The sequence below is a fragment of the Brevundimonas sp. NPDC046655 genome (assembly GCF_044901625.1).
GTDB lineage: Bacteria > Pseudomonadota > Alphaproteobacteria > Caulobacterales > Caulobacteraceae > Brevundimonas.
Genome location: NZ_JBJDPV010000005.1, coordinates 244,381 through 259,560 on the forward strand (window position 1 = coordinate 244,381; position 15,180 = coordinate 259,560).

Annotated in this window: 15 protein-coding genes; 6 read left to right on the forward strand and 9 right to left on the reverse strand. The window is 67.5% G+C overall.

Going from position 1 to position 15,180, the window contains the following annotated elements; all coding sequences use genetic code 11:
* The first annotated feature begins 50 nt into the window (after positions 1-50).
* Both ACI2KI_RS14710 and ACI2KI_RS14715 read left to right on the forward strand, forming a co-directional pair.
* Positions 51-1,199 carry a polysaccharide biosynthesis/export family protein gene (locus tag ACI2KI_RS14710; protein ID WP_390182371.1) on the forward strand — a complete coding sequence of 383 codons (1,149 nt, stop codon included), beginning with the start codon at positions 51-53 and terminating at the stop codon, positions 1,197-1,199.
* A gap of 4 nt (positions 1,200-1,203) precedes the next feature.
* Positions 1,204-1,719 (forward strand): hypothetical protein, encoded by a 516-nt coding sequence (locus tag ACI2KI_RS14715; RefSeq protein WP_390182370.1) that lies wholly within the window; start codon positions 1,204-1,206, stop codon positions 1,717-1,719.
* 3 nt (positions 1,720-1,722) lie between these two features.
* Here ACI2KI_RS14715 and ACI2KI_RS14720 read toward each other — a convergent pair whose 3' ends face one another.
* The 5 genes from ACI2KI_RS14720 to rpmH are packed head-to-tail and all read right to left on the reverse strand — an operon-like array spanning position 1,723 to position 5,835.
* A complete protein-coding gene (locus ACI2KI_RS14720; protein WP_404621248.1) occupies positions 1,723-2,712 on the reverse strand; it encodes an LLM class flavin-dependent oxidoreductase in 990 nt (329 codons plus the stop codon).
* 49 nt (positions 2,713-2,761) lie between these two features.
* The gene (yihA, locus tag ACI2KI_RS14725) at positions 2,762-3,433 is read right to left on the reverse strand and encodes a ribosome biogenesis GTP-binding protein YihA/YsxC (protein ID WP_312064594.1); all 672 of its coding nucleotides are present in this window, start codon (positions 3,431-3,433) and stop codon (positions 2,762-2,764) included.
* Between the two features lie 4 nt (positions 3,434-3,437).
* A complete protein-coding gene (gene yidC / locus ACI2KI_RS14730; RefSeq protein ID WP_312064593.1) occupies positions 3,438-5,234 on the reverse strand; it encodes a membrane protein insertase YidC in 1,797 nt (598 codons plus the stop codon).
* Between the two features lie 5 nt (positions 5,235-5,239).
* Complete coding sequence (gene rnpA, locus ACI2KI_RS14735; RefSeq protein WP_404621251.1) at positions 5,240-5,668, reverse strand: ribonuclease P protein component; 429 nt, start codon at positions 5,666-5,668, stop codon at positions 5,240-5,242.
* A 32-nt stretch (positions 5,669-5,700) separates the two neighbouring features.
* Complete coding sequence (gene rpmH / locus ACI2KI_RS14740) at positions 5,701-5,835, reverse strand: 50S ribosomal protein L34 (RefSeq protein WP_003164000.1); 135 nt, start codon at positions 5,833-5,835, stop codon at positions 5,701-5,703.
* 168 nt (positions 5,836-6,003) lie between these two features.
* On the opposite strand from rpmH, the gene ACI2KI_RS14745 reads away from it, so the two are divergent.
* From ACI2KI_RS14745 to ACI2KI_RS14755, 3 genes are all read left to right on the forward strand, one after another.
* On the forward strand, positions 6,004-6,732 hold the full coding sequence (locus tag ACI2KI_RS14745) for a TVP38/TMEM64 family protein (RefSeq protein WP_404621253.1): 729 nt from the start codon (positions 6,004-6,006) through the stop codon (positions 6,730-6,732).
* Positions 6,729-8,237 (forward strand): sensor histidine kinase, encoded by a 1,509-nt coding sequence (locus ACI2KI_RS14750; RefSeq protein WP_404621255.1) that lies wholly within the window; start codon positions 6,729-6,731, stop codon positions 8,235-8,237. The genes ACI2KI_RS14745 and ACI2KI_RS14750 overlap by 4 nt, the downstream gene beginning before the upstream one ends.
* 183 nt (positions 8,238-8,420) lie before the next feature.
* Entirely contained in the window at positions 8,421-8,924 is a 504-nt protein-coding gene (locus ACI2KI_RS14755) for a cell wall hydrolase (protein ID WP_404621257.1), read from the forward strand.
* A gap of 70 nt (positions 8,925-8,994) precedes the next feature.
* Here ACI2KI_RS14755 and ACI2KI_RS14760 read toward each other — a convergent pair whose 3' ends face one another.
* Positions 8,995-10,038 (reverse strand): ribonucleotide-diphosphate reductase subunit beta, encoded by a 1,044-nt coding sequence (locus ACI2KI_RS14760; RefSeq protein ID WP_292084526.1) that lies wholly within the window; start codon positions 10,036-10,038, stop codon positions 8,995-8,997.
* Between the two features lie 155 nt (positions 10,039-10,193).
* Between ACI2KI_RS14760 and ACI2KI_RS14765 the strand changes: the two genes are divergently transcribed.
* Positions 10,194-10,838, forward strand: a complete 645-nt coding sequence (locus tag ACI2KI_RS14765) for a glutathione S-transferase family protein (protein ID WP_404621259.1) — start codon at positions 10,194-10,196, stop codon at positions 10,836-10,838.
* Here the strand turns inward: ACI2KI_RS14765 and ACI2KI_RS14770 are convergent.
* The 3 genes from ACI2KI_RS14770 to ACI2KI_RS14780 form a co-directional block, all read right to left on the reverse strand.
* Entirely contained in the window at positions 10,835-12,937 is a 2,103-nt protein-coding gene (locus ACI2KI_RS14770) for a response regulator (protein ID WP_404621261.1), read from the reverse strand. The genes ACI2KI_RS14765 and ACI2KI_RS14770 overlap by 4 nt on opposite strands.
* Positions 12,938-13,026: 89 nt before the next feature.
* Positions 13,027-14,346: an acetyl-CoA hydrolase/transferase family protein gene (locus ACI2KI_RS14775; protein WP_404621263.1), complete on the reverse strand. Its 1,320-nt coding sequence runs from the start codon at positions 14,344-14,346 to the stop codon at positions 13,027-13,029.
* A gap of 67 nt (positions 14,347-14,413) precedes the next feature.
* A complete protein-coding gene (locus ACI2KI_RS14780) occupies positions 14,414-15,163 on the reverse strand; it encodes a phosphatase PAP2 family protein (RefSeq protein WP_404621265.1) in 750 nt (249 codons plus the stop codon).
* Positions 15,164-15,180: the final 17 nt, after the last annotated feature.

Below are 15,180 nucleotides of genomic sequence, written 5' to 3' on the forward strand. Positions count from 1 at the left end.
CGCAAAGCCAAGTAATCACGGTGTTGAACCGCCTGATCTTCGGAGCCGCCATGAAGCGATCCCTTCTGCCCCTGATGGCCCTCGCCCTTGTCGGCGGCTGCTCGACCCTGCCCGGCGACGGCCCGTCCGGGCGCACGGTCGCCGACAACGCCGGTCACGACCTGAAAGCCGTCAACTACGCCATGGTCGACGTCGACTTCACGGTCGGCGAGGTCATCAAGGCCGTGCCGCCGCGCTTCGGCGGCAGCCTGGCCGCGGGCGGCGCGGATAGCCCGGTGGACGTCCTCGGCATCGGCGACGCTCTGGCCGTCTCCATCTACGAGCCGAGCGGCGCCCTGTTCGGCACGCGCAACATGTCGCGCGACATTCAGACGGGCACCCAGGCGCTGCCGCCTCTGGTGGTCGACCGCTCCGGTGCGGTCAACGTGCCCTTCGCTGGCCGCGTTCAGGTCAACGGCCTGACGGCCCCCGAGGCCGCCGACGCTATCAAGCATGCCCTGCGCGGCAAGGTCGGCAATCCGCAGGTCGTCGCCTATATCGCCCAGAATCCCTCGAACTCAATCACCGTTCTGGGCGACGTGCGCAACCCCGGTCGCGCCGCCCTGTCGGTCAACACCGACCGAATTCTAGACGTCATCGCCGCCGCCGGGGGGCCGACGCGGCCGGCCGAAGACCTGATCGTCAATGTTCGTCGCGGCAACGAGACCTTTTCGGCTCCGCTGACGCTGGTGTCCACGGAGTTCGGCGAGAACGTCCGTCTGCGCCGCGGCGACCAGGTCAACCTGACCTACAAGCCTCGTCGTTTCACCGCCTTCGGCGCGGTCGGCGCGGTCAGCGAACAGGACATGGGCCAAGGCCCGCTCAGCCTGACCGCCGCCCTGGCGCGGACGCGCGGTCTGGACACCCAGTCCGCCAATCACCGCACCGTCATGGTGTTCCGCTTCGAACGCCCCGAAGTCGCTCAGGCGCTCGGCCTGACCCAGGCCCCCACGCCGCGCGGCGTGCCTGTGGTCTATCGCGTGAACCTGGCTGAAGGTCAGGGCTTCTTCGTCGCCAACAACTTCATGATCCAGCCTGACGACGTGCTCTATGCGCCGCGTTCGGACTCGGCGGAAGCGCGCAAGTTCTTCGAGTTCGTTCAGTCGATCACCCGTGTGATCTACGACGTCTCGGTCACGAGCGCCCTGAACGTCGACTAGGGCCATGTTCGGTCGTCTGGGGCGTCGTCGGTCAGAAACCCTGTCGGCGCGCGCGGACGACCAGACCGAGCGCAAGGCCGCCGAAGACGATGTGCTCTGCTTGCTGCGGGCGATCGAGACGGCGGCGGCCGAGGTCTATGGCCGCCATGGCCTGCCGCAGAGCCCAGGCCACTATCGACGCCCTGCGGACAGCGACGCCTGGGAACCCCTGGGCGACGCACTCTCGCCAGCAGAAAAATGGGCCCTGATCAACGGCGCGCCCGAAGGGGCGCGCTGGCGCTACGCGGCCCATGAAGCCCTGGGCGCCCACTCCGATTTTCCCGCCGTGCGTCAGGCCTCAGCCTTGCTGGCGGCCTGCCGCGGCCTGCGCCAGCGTCTGACCCAAAGAGCCGCCATCACGCCGCAGGATCTGGCTGACTCCATTCGCCTGGGTGAAGCCTGGCGACGCCTGGTCGAGGACGCAATCTATGACCAAGCGACGCTTGAACCGCTTCACTTCCTTCCGCCGGACGAAAGCTGAGCCTCAGACCTGACCGGCCGCCTGGGCGAGGAGTTCGATCGAACGCACCCGCGCCGCAGGATCCCAGATCTGACTGGTGGCCATCAGTTCGTCCGCGCCCGTCCGAGCGATAAAGGCGTCCATGGCCGCCCGCACGGTCTGGGGCGCGCCGACCGCCGAACAGGCCAGGGCGGCGTCGATCATGCCACGCGCGGCGCCATCCAGACGCTCATAATAGCCTTCGGCCGGAGCGGGCAGCTTGCCAGGGCGGCCGGTCCTCAGATTAACGAAGGCCTGCTGGACCGAGGTGAACAGCAGGCGCGCGGCCTCGTCCGTCTCGGCGGCGAAGACATTGAAGCCCAGCATGGCATAGGGCTGGTCCAGGCGCTCGGACGGCCGGAAGGTCTGGCGATAGACGTCCAGCGCCCGCATCATCTCGCCCGGCGCGAAATGGCTGGCGAAGGCGTAGGGCAGGCCCAGATGGGCCGCCAGCTGCGCCCCGTAGGTCGACGACCCCAGAATCCAGATCGGCACGGCCTGCCCCTCGCCGGGATTGGCGATGATGCGCTGGTCGGGCGTGGCGGGGGCGAACCACTGCATCAACTCCATCACGTCCTGCGGGAAGGCGTCCACGTCGCCCTGAAGCGTGCGGCGCAGCGCCCGCGCCGTGGCCTGATCCGAACCTGGCGCGCGGCCCAGGCCCAGATCGATGCGGCCGGGGTGCAGGGCGTTCAGGGTGCCGAACTGCTCGGCGATGACCAAGGGGGCGTGATTGGGCAGCATGACCCCGCCCGCGCCCACGCGGATGGTCTTGGTCGCCGCCGCCACAGCACCGATGACCACGGAGGTCGCGGCGCTGGCGATGCCGGGCATGTTGTGGTGCTCGGCCAGCCAGTAACGCCTGTAGCCCAAACGCTCGGCATGGCGAGCCAGGTCGAGGGTGTTGGCCAGAGACTGCGAGACGTCGGAACCCTCGGGCACCGGCGCGAGATCGAGAATGGAAAGCGGGATCATCCGAGCGATATGGGGCCGCAAGTCAGCGGCGCCATAGGCGGGACGACGATCAGTCCAGCGTCACGCCCGTGGTGCGCATGATCTCGGCGCGCAGTTCGGGGATGCCGAAGCCCTTCTCGGACGACGTCACCAGCACCGCCGGATAGGCGGCCGGACGCTTGGAGATGGCCTTCAGCGTCGCCGCCTGGACCTTCTCGGCCTCGCCCTTCTTCAGCTTGTCGGCCTTGGTCAGGACGATCTGATAGCTGACGGCGGCCAGATCCAGGGCGTCCAGCGCCTCGTCATCGACCTTCTTGAGGCCGTGGCGGGCGTCGATCAGCAGATAGACCCGCTTCAGCGTCACCCGGCCGCGCAGATAGTCGCGGCCCAGGTCCTGGAACTTCTTGACCGTGGTCTTGGACGCCTTGGCCCAGCCGTAGCCGGGCAGGTCGACCAGACGCATCCGGCCGTCCAGATCGAAGAAGTTCACCTCGCGCGTGCGGCCCGGCTCGTTCGAGGCGCGGGCCAGCTTGTGCATGCCGACCAGGGCGTTGATCAGGCTGGACTTGCCGACGTTCGAACGACCGGCGAAGGAGATTTCCGGCAGGTCGGGATCAGGCAGTTGCTCGATCTTGGCGCAACCCAGAACGAAGGTGGCCTGACGCGCAAACAGCACGCGGGCCGCCTCGATCTCGGCGTCCGAATATTCTCCGACCTTGGGCTCGTCCGACGGTTGGTCCAAGGGATCAGGCTTTCTTGAAACGCGCGAGGAAGGTGTCGATCGGGTTCTCGGCCTTGAAGCGGTGCATGATGACGTACTGCTGCGCGATCGAGAGGATGTTGTTCCAGGCCCAGTAGATCAGCAGGCCAGCCGCGAACGGGGCCATGATGAAGGTGAAGATGAAGGGCAGGAAGGCGAAAATCTGACGCTGCATCGGATCCTGGGCCGGCGGGTTCATCGACTGCTGCAGCCACATGGTCAGGCCATAGACGATCGGCAGGACGCCGAGGTGCAGCGGTCCGTTCAGGATGCTGCCCAGCAGCGGCAGGGTAGCCGGGTCCCAGGGAACGGCGCCGAACAGGTTCCAGATCGTCGACGGGTCGCGCGCCGACAGGTCGCGGATCCAGCCGAAGAAGGGCGCGTGGCGCATTTCGATGGTGACGAACAGCACCTTGTACAGGGCGTAGAAGACCGGGATCTGCACCAGAATGGGCAGGCAGCCCGCCAGGGGATTGATCTTCTCCCGCTGATACAGGGCCATCATCTCCTGCTGCTGCTTCTGCGGATCGGAGCCGTGCTTCTTCTTGATCTCCTCCATCTTGGGCTGGAGGGTCCGCATCTTGGACAGGCTCTCGTAGGACTTGTTGGCCAGCGGGAACATGATCAGCTTGACCACGACGGTCAGGGCCAGGATGGCCAGACCGAAGTTGCCCAGCAGGCCGTAGAAGAACTCCACGACCATGAAGATCGGCCGCGTCAGGAACCAGAACATGCCCCAGTCGATGGCGTAGACAAAGCGCGGCAGGTCCTGGCTCTTTTCATAGCCGGCCAGGATCTCGTTGCGCTTGGCGCCGGCGAACAGACGCTGGGTCTCCTCGATCTGGCGGCCCGGCTGGATGGTGCGGGTCGCGCCCAGCATGGCGGCTTCGTGGACGTTCAGGCCGGTGGCGTCGCGGACGGCGAAGCGACCCTCGATGGTTTCCTTCTGGTCCGGGATGAGGGCGGCCATCCAGTATTTGTCGGTGATGCCCAGCCAGCCGCCGGTCGACTGGTTCTCGATGCGCGGCTTCTTGGCCCAATCCTTGTACTTGACCTGTTCGGTGGCGAACTTGCCGTCGGCGCCGAAGACCCCGATGGCGCCTTCATGCAGGATCATCTGCTTGCCCAGATCGGCCGGCACGCCCTGGCGCTCGACGCGGCCATAGGGAGCGATGGTGATGGGCTGGCCGCTCAGGTTGGCGACGGTGTCGGTGACGGTGAAGAGGTACTGGGCGTCGATGGCGATGACGCGCGTGAAGCGCAGGCCGGCCCCGTTGTCCCAGGTCAGCTCGACCGGAGTGGTCGGCGTCAGGGTCGCGCCCTTGGTCAGGGTCCAGGGCGTGTTCGGGCCGGGGACGCCGCCGGGGACATTGGGGCCGCTCCAGCCGAACTGGGCGAAGTAGGCGTGCTCCATGCCCTGCGGGCGGAACAGCTCGACCGGCGGCGAATTCCTGTCCAGCGTTTCCTTGTAGTCCGTCAGGTACAGGTCGTCGATGCGCGCGCCCTGCAGCGACAGCGAGCCCTTGAGCTTGGGCGTCTGGATCGGCACGCGCGCCGCCGTGCCCAGGGCCTGGGCGCGGTCGGCGACGAAGGCGGTCGGAGCGGCCGAGCCCGGCGTCAGACCGGCGTCGGTCGCCGTGGCGGCCTTCTCCTCGGCGGCGGCGACCTGCTGCTGGCGGCGCATCTCGGCCTGCGGGCGCATCACCATGAAGTAGTACACGCCCATGATCAGGGCCGCGCACACGAAGAAGATGATGGTGTTGCGCGAATTCTCGTTCTGCATCGGGGTCAGCGGTCCTGGCCGGAGGGGCGCGAATCGTCAGAGGCGCGGGCGGGCGTTTTCGCCGCATCTCCCATATCGGGAGCCGCACGCGGGGTTGCGAGCCTTGTAAGGGCCGATTTCACATCGTCAAGCAGACGGTCCCAGTCACGGTCCGCCGTGCCCATGCGGGCGATGAACACATAGTCGCAGCCGGGACGCCCGTGCAGGGGCGCCAGAAGGCGCGCAGCCTCGCGCAGGCGGCGTTTGCAGCGGTTGCGCACCACCGCTCCGCCCACCTTGCGAGTGGCGGTGAATCCCAGGCGGATCGTAGCCAGTCCGTCCTGACGGTCCAACTGCTGGACCACCACGGCGCCACGGGCCTGAGAAACACCTTTGGCGGCCGCCAGAAACTGGGGCCGCCGTGTCAGGCGATCGATTTTCATCGGATCGGTCATGCGCCCGCCCAAAGGGTAATGGGCGCGTGACGTTAGGCCGTCAGGCGCTTACGGCCTTTGGCGCGGCGACGCGCAACAATCTTTTGACCGTTCTTGGTGGCCATCCGCGAACGGAAGCCGTGACGGCGCTTGCGCACGAGTCGCGACGGCTGATAGGTCCGCTTCACGTTCGGCTCCAGGGCTACAAGGTTGCACAACGGACAACAGTCATCCGCTGCAGGAGGCGGGCGTATAAGCGGCGACGACGGACGAGTCAACGCCGACAAGCGATCCGACGCGTTGCAAACGGCCTGAAACTGCTAGGGAAGCTGGACAGCGTCGGTTACGGAGCAGGAATGAACCGGGTCAAACGATTTCTGCCCCTCGCCGTCCTGCTGGCGGCGATCGCCCTGATCTTCGGCATGGGCTGGAACCGCTACCTGTCGCTGGACACCCTGCGCGAGCACGGCGCGGCGTTTCAGGCCCTGGCCGACGAGCATTATATCCTTACCCTGCTCGCCCTGATGCTGGTCTTCGCCCTGCTCACGGCCAGCGTGGTGCCGGGCGTGGTCTTCATCACCGTGACGGCCGGCTATCTGTTCGGCCCCTGGGTCGGCGGCCTGGCCACGGCCTTCGCCGCCACCATCGGCGCCCTGGCCGTTTATTATGTGGGCCGCACGGCCCTGGGCGAATCCCTGCGTCGTCGCGCGGCCCAGGACACCGGCCTGCTGAGAAAAGTCTGCGAGGGCGTGGACCGCAACACCTTCTGGTACGTCCTGGTGGCGCGGCTGGTGGTCTCGGTGCCCTTCCACCTCATCAATGTGGCGGCGGGCGTCATGGCGGCCCCCCTGCGGCCCTATATGATCGCCACCTTCATCGGCCTGCTGCCCGCCCACATCATCTATTGCTGGATCGGGGCCGGGCTGAACGACATTCTGGTCGATGATCCCAACCCGAACCTGCAGAGCCTGTTCGCCGAGTTCATGTGGCCGCTGCTGGGCGTCGCCTTCCTGTCGATGCTGCTGCCCCTGGCGCTCAAATTGGTGCAGAAATGGCGGGCTCGGCACGGCATGGACGCCGCATGACGGAACGGAACGCGATCGAGACTCGACTGCCTACGCGCCCCCGCGACGAGACGGGGCTGATGGCGCGCCTGCGGACGGCGCGACTACCGGGACGCCTGCCTGAAGTCTGGCGCGAGCGCCTGACGCCGCGCGCGCCGGACGGCCTGTCCAGCCGCCTGCTGCTGCTGACCGTGGCCTTCACCCTGGCGGTCGCCGCCCTGATCATCGTGCCCAGCGCCGCCTCCTTCCAGGAGCGCTGGCTGATGGACCGGCTGCAGGCCGCCGAACTGGCCTCGGTCGGGGTCGAGGCTCTGCCCTATTCCGCCGTCGAGGATTCCACCGCCGAACAGCTGCTGAGCATCGGCGGCGTCCAGTCCGTAGTCGTCGGCGAACAGGGCGTGCGTCGCCTGCTGCTGCAGGCCCCGAACCTGCCGCGCGCGCCCGACCTGATCGACCTGCGCCAGCGCAATGTCGGCGCCCGGCTTCTGGACCCGTGGAAGACCCTGTTCGGCCACCCCGACCGCTCGCTGCGTGTCCAGGCCAAGCCGCGTTATCGCTCGGGCGACTTCATCGAAATCCTGGCCCCGGCCCAGCCGCTGAAGGTCGAGCTCAAAACCTTCCTGCTGAACAGCCTGACCATGTCGCTGCTGATCGCCGTGGTCGCCGGCGGCCTGCTCTACGCCGCCCTCTCCTTCCTGGTGCTGGCCCCGCTGCGCCGCGTGACGCGCTCTATCGAGCGTTTCGCCGCCGATCCTGAAAGCCCCGCCGAGACGCCCTCGGACCGCAAGGACGAGATCGGCCGGGTCGAGCGCGAACTGGCGCGGATGCAGGAGGAGGTGCGCCAGTCCCTGCGTTCGCGCGCCCGCCTGGTGGCCCTGGGCGAGGCGGTGGCCAAGATCAACCACGATCTGCGCAACATGCTGACCTCGGCCCAGATGGCGTCCGAGCGCCTGTCCAGCTCGTCCGACCCGCTGGTGGCCAAGGCCCTGCCCCGGCTGGAGCGGGCGCTCGGCCGCGCCGCCGCCCTGGCCCGCAACGTGCTGGAATACGGCAAGTCCGAAGAAGCCGCGCCGCAACTGCAGAAGATGCTGCTGGCCCGCGTGGTCGCCGTCGCCGCCGAGGACGCAGGACTGGAAGAAGACAGGGTGCGCCTGATCCGCGATCTGCCCGCCCGCCTGACCGTCAGGGCCGACAGCGACCAGTTGCACCGCATTCTGGTCAACCTGATGCGCAACGCCCGTCAGGCCATCGAAAGCGATCCCGCCCGCGACCGGAAGGGCCGCATCACCGTCCGCGCCGAGACCCGCGACGGCGTCGTCGCCATCCGCATCACCGACGACGGACCGGGCATTCCCGAGCGTCTGGCCGGACGACTGTTCGAGCCCTTTGTCAGCGGTCGCGCCTCTGAGGGCACCGGCCTGGGCCTTACCATCTCGCGCGAGCTGGCGGCCAACCATGGCGGCGAACTGCGCCTGCTGGACACCGGGCCTGACGGCACGACCTTCGAGCTGCGCCTGCCCGCCTGAGCCTTGCCCAATGAAGGTTATGCTACTGGCCGCCCTGCTCGCCCAGACGCGCGCTCCGCCCGCCGACGCATGCGGAGCCGAGCGCGGTCGGACGCGTAGGAGTTGCAACCATAGGCCGTCTGGAAGCCTTGGTGTAATCAACACCCGAAGGTAACGCCTTCATCACGCCTCGAGGACGCCGCCATGAGTCACCGCCTGCTTCGCCCCGCCATCGCGGCCCTGGCCGTCGCCCTGGTCGCGCCCGCCGCCCTGGCCCAAACGCCCGCCAGGCAGCCCGCCAAGCCGGCGGTTTCCGCCTCAGCCGCGCCGAACGACCCCGTCGGCGATCTGCTGCGTCGTCAGGGCGAGCGCTATCATCGCGCGCCGGACGCGGCCCAGAATCCCGAGGAACTGCGCCGCACCCAGGCCTTGAACGACGAAATCGTCGCCCAGAATGATCTGGCGGAAAACGAGGACCGCGCCAACGCCGCCGCCCATGCCAAGGCTCAGGCCCAGTATCAGGCCGAACTGGAGCAGGCCGACGCCGCCGCCCGCGCTGCGCGCGACCGCCATGAAGCCGACCTGCGCGCCGCCGCTGAGGCCCAGGCCGACTATGAGCGGCAGATGGCCGACTGGCGCGCAACAGTCGCCGCCTGCGAGCGCGGCGATCGGGCGCGCTGCAACGCCGGTCGGCAGTCGCCCAACTGACCCCTGAATGCGAAAAGGGCGCCGCCGACCTGTGTCGGGACGCCCTTCCTACGGCCTTCCTGAGGCCGGATCAGTCCTCGGCGGTCTCGCGGCGCTTCATCATGGCGTCGAAGCTGTCCCAGACGCCGTCGGCGCCGTGCCACGAGCCTTGGGTCGCCGCCTTGGAGTATTCGGTGGCGCGGGCCTCGAAGAAGTTGGCGTGCTCGACGCCCGACAGCAGCGACTGCAGCCAGGGCAGCGGGTTTTCCGTCACGCCGTAAACCTCCGGCAGTTGCAGTTGCCGCAGACGCCAATCGGCGATGAAGCGAATGTACTGCTTGATGTCGTCCGGCGTCATGCCGTTCACCGGGCCCATTTCGAAGGCTAGGTCGATGAACTTGTCTTCCATCTCGACCACCGTCCTGCAGCAGTCGACGATGTCGTCGGCGACCGCCTTGGTGACGGCGCCCGTCTCCTTGTTGAAGGCGTGGTAGAGCTTGATGATGCCTTCGCAGTGCAGGCTCTCGTCGCGCACCGACCAGCTGACGATCTGGCCCATGCCCTTCATCTTCGACTGGCGCGGGAAGTTCATCAGCATGGCGAAGCTGGCGAACAGCTGCAGACCCTCGGAGAAGCCGCCGAACATGGCCAGGGTGCGGCAGATGTCGGCGTCGGTCTCGACCCCGAACTGGCCCATGAAGTCATGCTTGTCGCGCATGGCCTCGTATTCCATGAAGGCGCCGAACTCGCTCTCGGGCATGCCGATGGTTTCGAGCAGCAAGGCGTAAGCCGCGATATGGATCGTCTCCATATTGGCGAACGAGGCCAGCATCATCTTCACTTCGGTCGGTTTGAACACCCGGCCGTAGCGCTCCATGTAGTTGTCCTGGACCTCGATGTCGGCCTGGGTGAAGAAGCGGAAGATCTGCGTCAGCAGGTTGCGCTCGCTGTCGGTCAGGCTGGTGGCCCAGTCCTTGACGTCCTCGCCCAGCGGCACCTCCTCGGGCATCCAGTGGACCTGCTGCTGCTTCTTCCACATGTCGAAGGCCCACGGATAGCGGAAGGGCTTGTAGGCGGCCGAGGGCGTCAGCAGTCCGGCCGTTCCGGGACGGATGATCGAGGAGTGGGCGTTCATCAAAATGACCTGAAGCGAATCCGGGAGAAGCGGGTTTCACCATGCGTCCCGATGCGCGCGGCGCCAAGTCGGAATACGCCTATCTTGCGATCACATTTTCACCTGACCGCTAGATATGGTGGTCTGCGGACAATCAGATGGGGAGAAGCCTGGGGATGACGTATACGCTATACGGCGCCGCCGGTTCGGGATCGGTCCCGGTCGAGGCCGCCATGACCCTGATGGGGCTGGACTGTCGCGTGATCGAGGCCGTGACCTGGGAGGGCGAAGCGGAGCGCGACAAGGTCGCCGTCGTAAATCCCATGCGCCAGATCCCGGCCATGATCACGCCCGAAGGCGAGACGATCACCGAAAGCGCGGCCATCCTGATCTGGCTGGCCGACAGCCATCCCGAGGCGCGGCTTGGGCCGGGGCTGGACGATCCGCGACGGGCGCAGTTCCTGCGCTGGATGACCTTCATCTCCGCCGCCGTCTATTCGATGTTCTGGGTGCGGGACGTGCCGTCACGGCTGGTCGGCGACAACGCAGCGGCGCAGGAGGAGGTGCGGCTGCGTACAGCCGAGCGGATAGCCAAGTGCTGGGGTCTCATGGACAGCCAGATCACGCCGGGGCGCTTCCTCCTGGGCGAAGACCTCAGCGTGCTCGACCTCTACGTCGCCGTCGCCAGCCGCTGGACGCCGCGTCGAACCCGTTTTTACGCCGAGGCCCCGCGCATGGCCGAGGTGATGCGCCGGGTCGACGCCTTGCCGGAACTGCAGCCCTTCTGGAGCAAGCGTTTTCCGTTCACCGACGACGCCTAGGCGGCGTGGACCTGCTCGCGATCAGCGGCGGCGCGGAAGGTCTGATCGATGGCGGCGTAGAGCCGCTCATAGGTGACCGGCTTGGCCAGGTGAGCGTCCATCCCCGCCGCCAGGCAACGCGCGGCGTCCTCGGGCATGGCGTCGGCCGTCACCGCCAGGATGGGCGTTTCGCTCGCCGTTGACGTCAGGGCCCGGATGCGCCGCGTGGCCTCCAGCCCGTCCAGCCGCGGCATGCGCACATCCATCAAAACCAGATCAAACGTCTCGGCCTGCACCTTTTCCAGCGCCTCAAGGCCGTCGGTCGCCTCAACCGCCGCACACCCCGCCGCCTCAATCATCAGCCGCAACATCTGCCGATTGACGGCATGGTCGTCGACGATCAGGGCGCGCAGGACTGACGGGTCGGCAGGCACGTCGGCGACCGTCGGCTCCAGCGCCTCCAGGCGCGCCGTCAGAATGAAGACCGAGCCGGCAGACGAGGTCGAACCCAGCACCACGTCGCCGCCCAGGCGGCGCGCATGACGCTTCGCCGCGGGCAGCCCCACCCCTGCTCCGCCGTGACGCCGACGCAGGGAATCGTCGCTCTGGGCGAAGGGTTCGAAAAGACGCGGAATAAAGGCCTCGGCCACGCCGCAGCCCGTATCCGACACTTCGACCTTCAGCGTGTCGCCGACGTGGGTCGCGCGAACCCGCACCTCGCCCTGGTCGGTGAACTTCACGGCGTTGGACGCCAGGTGTCGCAAGGCCCCGCGCAGACGCCGTCCGTCGCCGACCACGCGGCCGCCCGGCTGCAAGTCCAGCTCGACGTGAAAACCCACCCCCTTGGCGCGCGCCGCATCGGCCTCCAGCGCCACCGCGTCATGAATGAGCGCGACCAGATCGAACGGCTCCTGACACAGGGGCTCGTCGCCGCGCGACAGATCCAGAACATCGTCTATGAGGGTCAGCATGGACTCGCCGGAGGACCGTATGGCTGCGACCTGGATCTTCGCCTCAGGCGAAAGGTCGCCCCGACGAGACAGCAGGTCGGCGTAGCCGCTGACCCCGTTCAGCGGGGTGCGCATCTCGTGGCTCATCAGGGCGAGGAAGCGGGACTTGACCGCATCGGCCGCCTCGGCGCGCCGCCGCTGCTCCAGGGCGATCGCCGTGCGACGCGCCAAACGAGCGATGAAGGAGCGGCGCTCAGCGATCATGGCGCTGATCGGCAGGGCCGTCATCGCCGCTACCAGCAGGAAGCCGTAATAAAGCGGCATCTGCCGCATCCTCTGCGAGAGACCGGCCAGTTCGTTCACATAGGGTACGGACGAAGCACTGATCGGCCCATGACCGGTCAGGGTCAGCAAACCGCTGATCGCCGTCGTCAGGATCAGGGCGACGGCCATCCATGGCGGCGACAGACGGAAGGCCGCCAGCATCAGAGGCGGAAACATCAGGAAGAGGAAGGGCGCGGACTGGGTGAAAATCCAGAGCGCCGTGACGGTCACCAGCCCAAGCACGGCGGCGATCTCCACCGGCGACTGCGACGCCTGACGGAATCGATGCGCCCGGGCCAGCAGCAATAGACTGGGCGTGACGATGACGAGTCCCAGCAATTCCATGGCGAACAGATGGCGCCAGGCGAAGACGGCCCGGACCAGGGAATAGTCCCGTACGGTCAAGGCCACGACGACGCCGATGGTGGAGGTCAGGGCCACGGCCGGCGCCGCAGCGCCCAGTACGAACAGCACGACCCGCCGGGGCCGCCGCATATCCAGCGCCGCGCCGCACAGGCGTCGCGCCAGAACGCCCGCTGTCAGGACTTGAACCAGGTTCAGCAGCGGATTCATCCAGACGAAGGGCGCAACGTCGCCGCGCACCGCCGCGCTGATCAGGTTCAGTCCGAAACAGAGGGCCAGGACCAGCGCCGCGCGTCGTCGCGGCAGCTGCAGAAAGGCCGCCAGCATCACCCCGTTGGCGGGCCAGGCGATCACCGCCTGGAAGGTGGTCGCGCTCCAGTGGCCCAACAGCAGACAAAGCGCGAACAGAAGGACATAGACAGCGGAATGGGGTCCGGCCTCTTGGCCCGCCTCATGACGAAAGGCTCGCCAGCGTCCGCTCATTCCCCCCGCCTCCCCTCGTGGTTCACCTCAACCCTGCGGTGCAAGTGTAAACAAATCCTGCCCGTGAGATTACGTCGGTTTCCCTAGATTCAGATCAACCCCATCGCCTGAGCCTCGGCCTCCAGCCCCTCGCGGAACTGCGGAGCGGCCAGACCGATCAGGGCCCGCGCGCGCTGATCGACGGTCAGGCCACGCAGATTGACCCAACCATGCTCGGTGACGACGATCTGGGTGTCGTTGCGCGGCGTGGTCACCGGACCGTCCAGTCGGGCGACGATGCGCGAAGCCGTCCCCCTGGCCGCCGTTGAGTGACAGGCGATGATGGATTGGCCGCCCTGGGACGCCGAGGCGCCGCGCACGAAGTCCAGCTGACCGCCCGCCGCCGTGTATTGCCGACCGTTCAGATATTCCGAGCAGCAGGCCCCGAAGAGGTCGATCTGCAGAGTGGCGTTGACCGAGACCATCCTGTCGTTGCGAGCGATGACGGCGGGGTCGTTCACATAGTCGACCGGGCGGGCCTCCAGCGCCGGGTTCTCGTTCAGGAATTCATAGGTCGAACGGTCGCCCATGGCGAAGGTGAAGACCGTCTTGCCCGGATGCAGGGTCTTCCGCGCATTGGTCACGACCCCGGCGCGCATCAGTTCGACCAGGCCCGGCGTCAGCAGCTCGGTGTGGATGCCCAGGTCGACATGGTCATGCAGGGCGGCGCAGACCGCGTCCGGCAAGGCGCCGATGCCCATCTGCAGCGTCGAGCCGTTCTCGATCAGGCCGGCGATGAGGCCGCCGATGACCAGGTCCTGCGGCTGCTGCGGGGCCTTGCCGGCCTCCAGCAGGGGCGCGGCGTGCTCCACCAGGGCAGTCACCTGGGAGACATGGACCCGGCAGTCGCCGAAGACCCTCGGCATGTGGGGATTGACCTCCAGGATCACCCGCGCTGCCGTCTTCGACGCCGCCAGGGCGTAGTCGGTGTTGGTGCCGAAGCTGAAATAACCCTCGGCGTCCATGGGCGAGACCGTGGCCAGCAGGGTATCGATCCCGATCTCGCGCGTCAGCACCCGGGGCGTCTGCTGAAATCCGGTCGGCACGAACCAGACGGCTTGCCGCCCTTCCTCCACCCCGCGCGCCTCCAGCTTCCGCTCGATGGCGCCGTGGAACAGGCTGTGGGGGCGCAGGCGGTCGGTCAGTTCGTAGCGCAGCACCGTCTCGCCCGCGATGGCGGTGGACAGCAGGTAGTAGATGTTGACGTCGCCGACCTCTCTCGCCTCGGCCCGGTCGGCCAGGGCCTTCAACAGGGCCGGCGGCTGGCCGACGCCAAGCGCCATGGCCACCTTGGCCCCGGAAGGAATCAGGGCGGCGGCGGCGGCAGGCGTGGTCAGGCGCTGGGCGTAGTGCGTAGCGTGATCGGTCATGGCGCTTCCTCGAACGGCCGTTCGGCTCTCTTCGATCCGTTATCCGGCGCCCGGCGCGTCCCGACCGCTAGACATTGGTCGAAGGCGCGTCCTGCAACGGAGCATGGTGCAGCCGCTGGCGGCGTTCGACCGCATAGGCGGCGAGCCACAGCGTCATGGCCCAGGCCGCGCCCACGCTCCATCCGGCGAAGACGTCCGAGGCCCAGTGCGCGCCCAGATAGATCCGTGTCAGACCGATCAGCAGGGCGATCAGCACCGCGCATCCCAGGACATAGGCCTTGAGCCGCTTTCGGGGGAAGGCGCGGGTCAGCATGACCCCGAGCGTCAGATAGAAGACGGTCGACAGCAGGGCGTGACCCGAGGGGAAGCTGGCGTTCAGGGTTTCAACCGCCTGAAACTCCAGCGGCGGACGTTCGCGCTCGAACAGGGCCTTGAGACCTTCGCTCAGCGCCACCCCGCCCGCCAGGCCGAAGACCAGCAGCAGGGCCGACAGCCGCTTGCCCTGAATCAGCAGGAAGCCCAGGGCGACCAAGGCGAACAGGGTCAGAACCGAAATCCCGCCCAGAGAGGTCAGGTCCGCCGCCGCCTCGTGCAGCCACCACGGGCCCCAGGGGCGGCCCGGATCGTCGGCGAAGGGGCGCACCGCCTGCAGCACCGCCTGGTCGAAGACCTGACCGTCGGCCTCGCGCATGTCGTCGGCCACTTCGATGAAGGTGAGCGTGCCCAGGGCGAGCACCAACAGGGCGGCGACGGCGGCGATTTCGGTGCGGGCCACGCGCAGCGCGCGGGTCAGGAAGGCGGTCGGATGGGGGGCCATGAGACCGCTAACGGTCA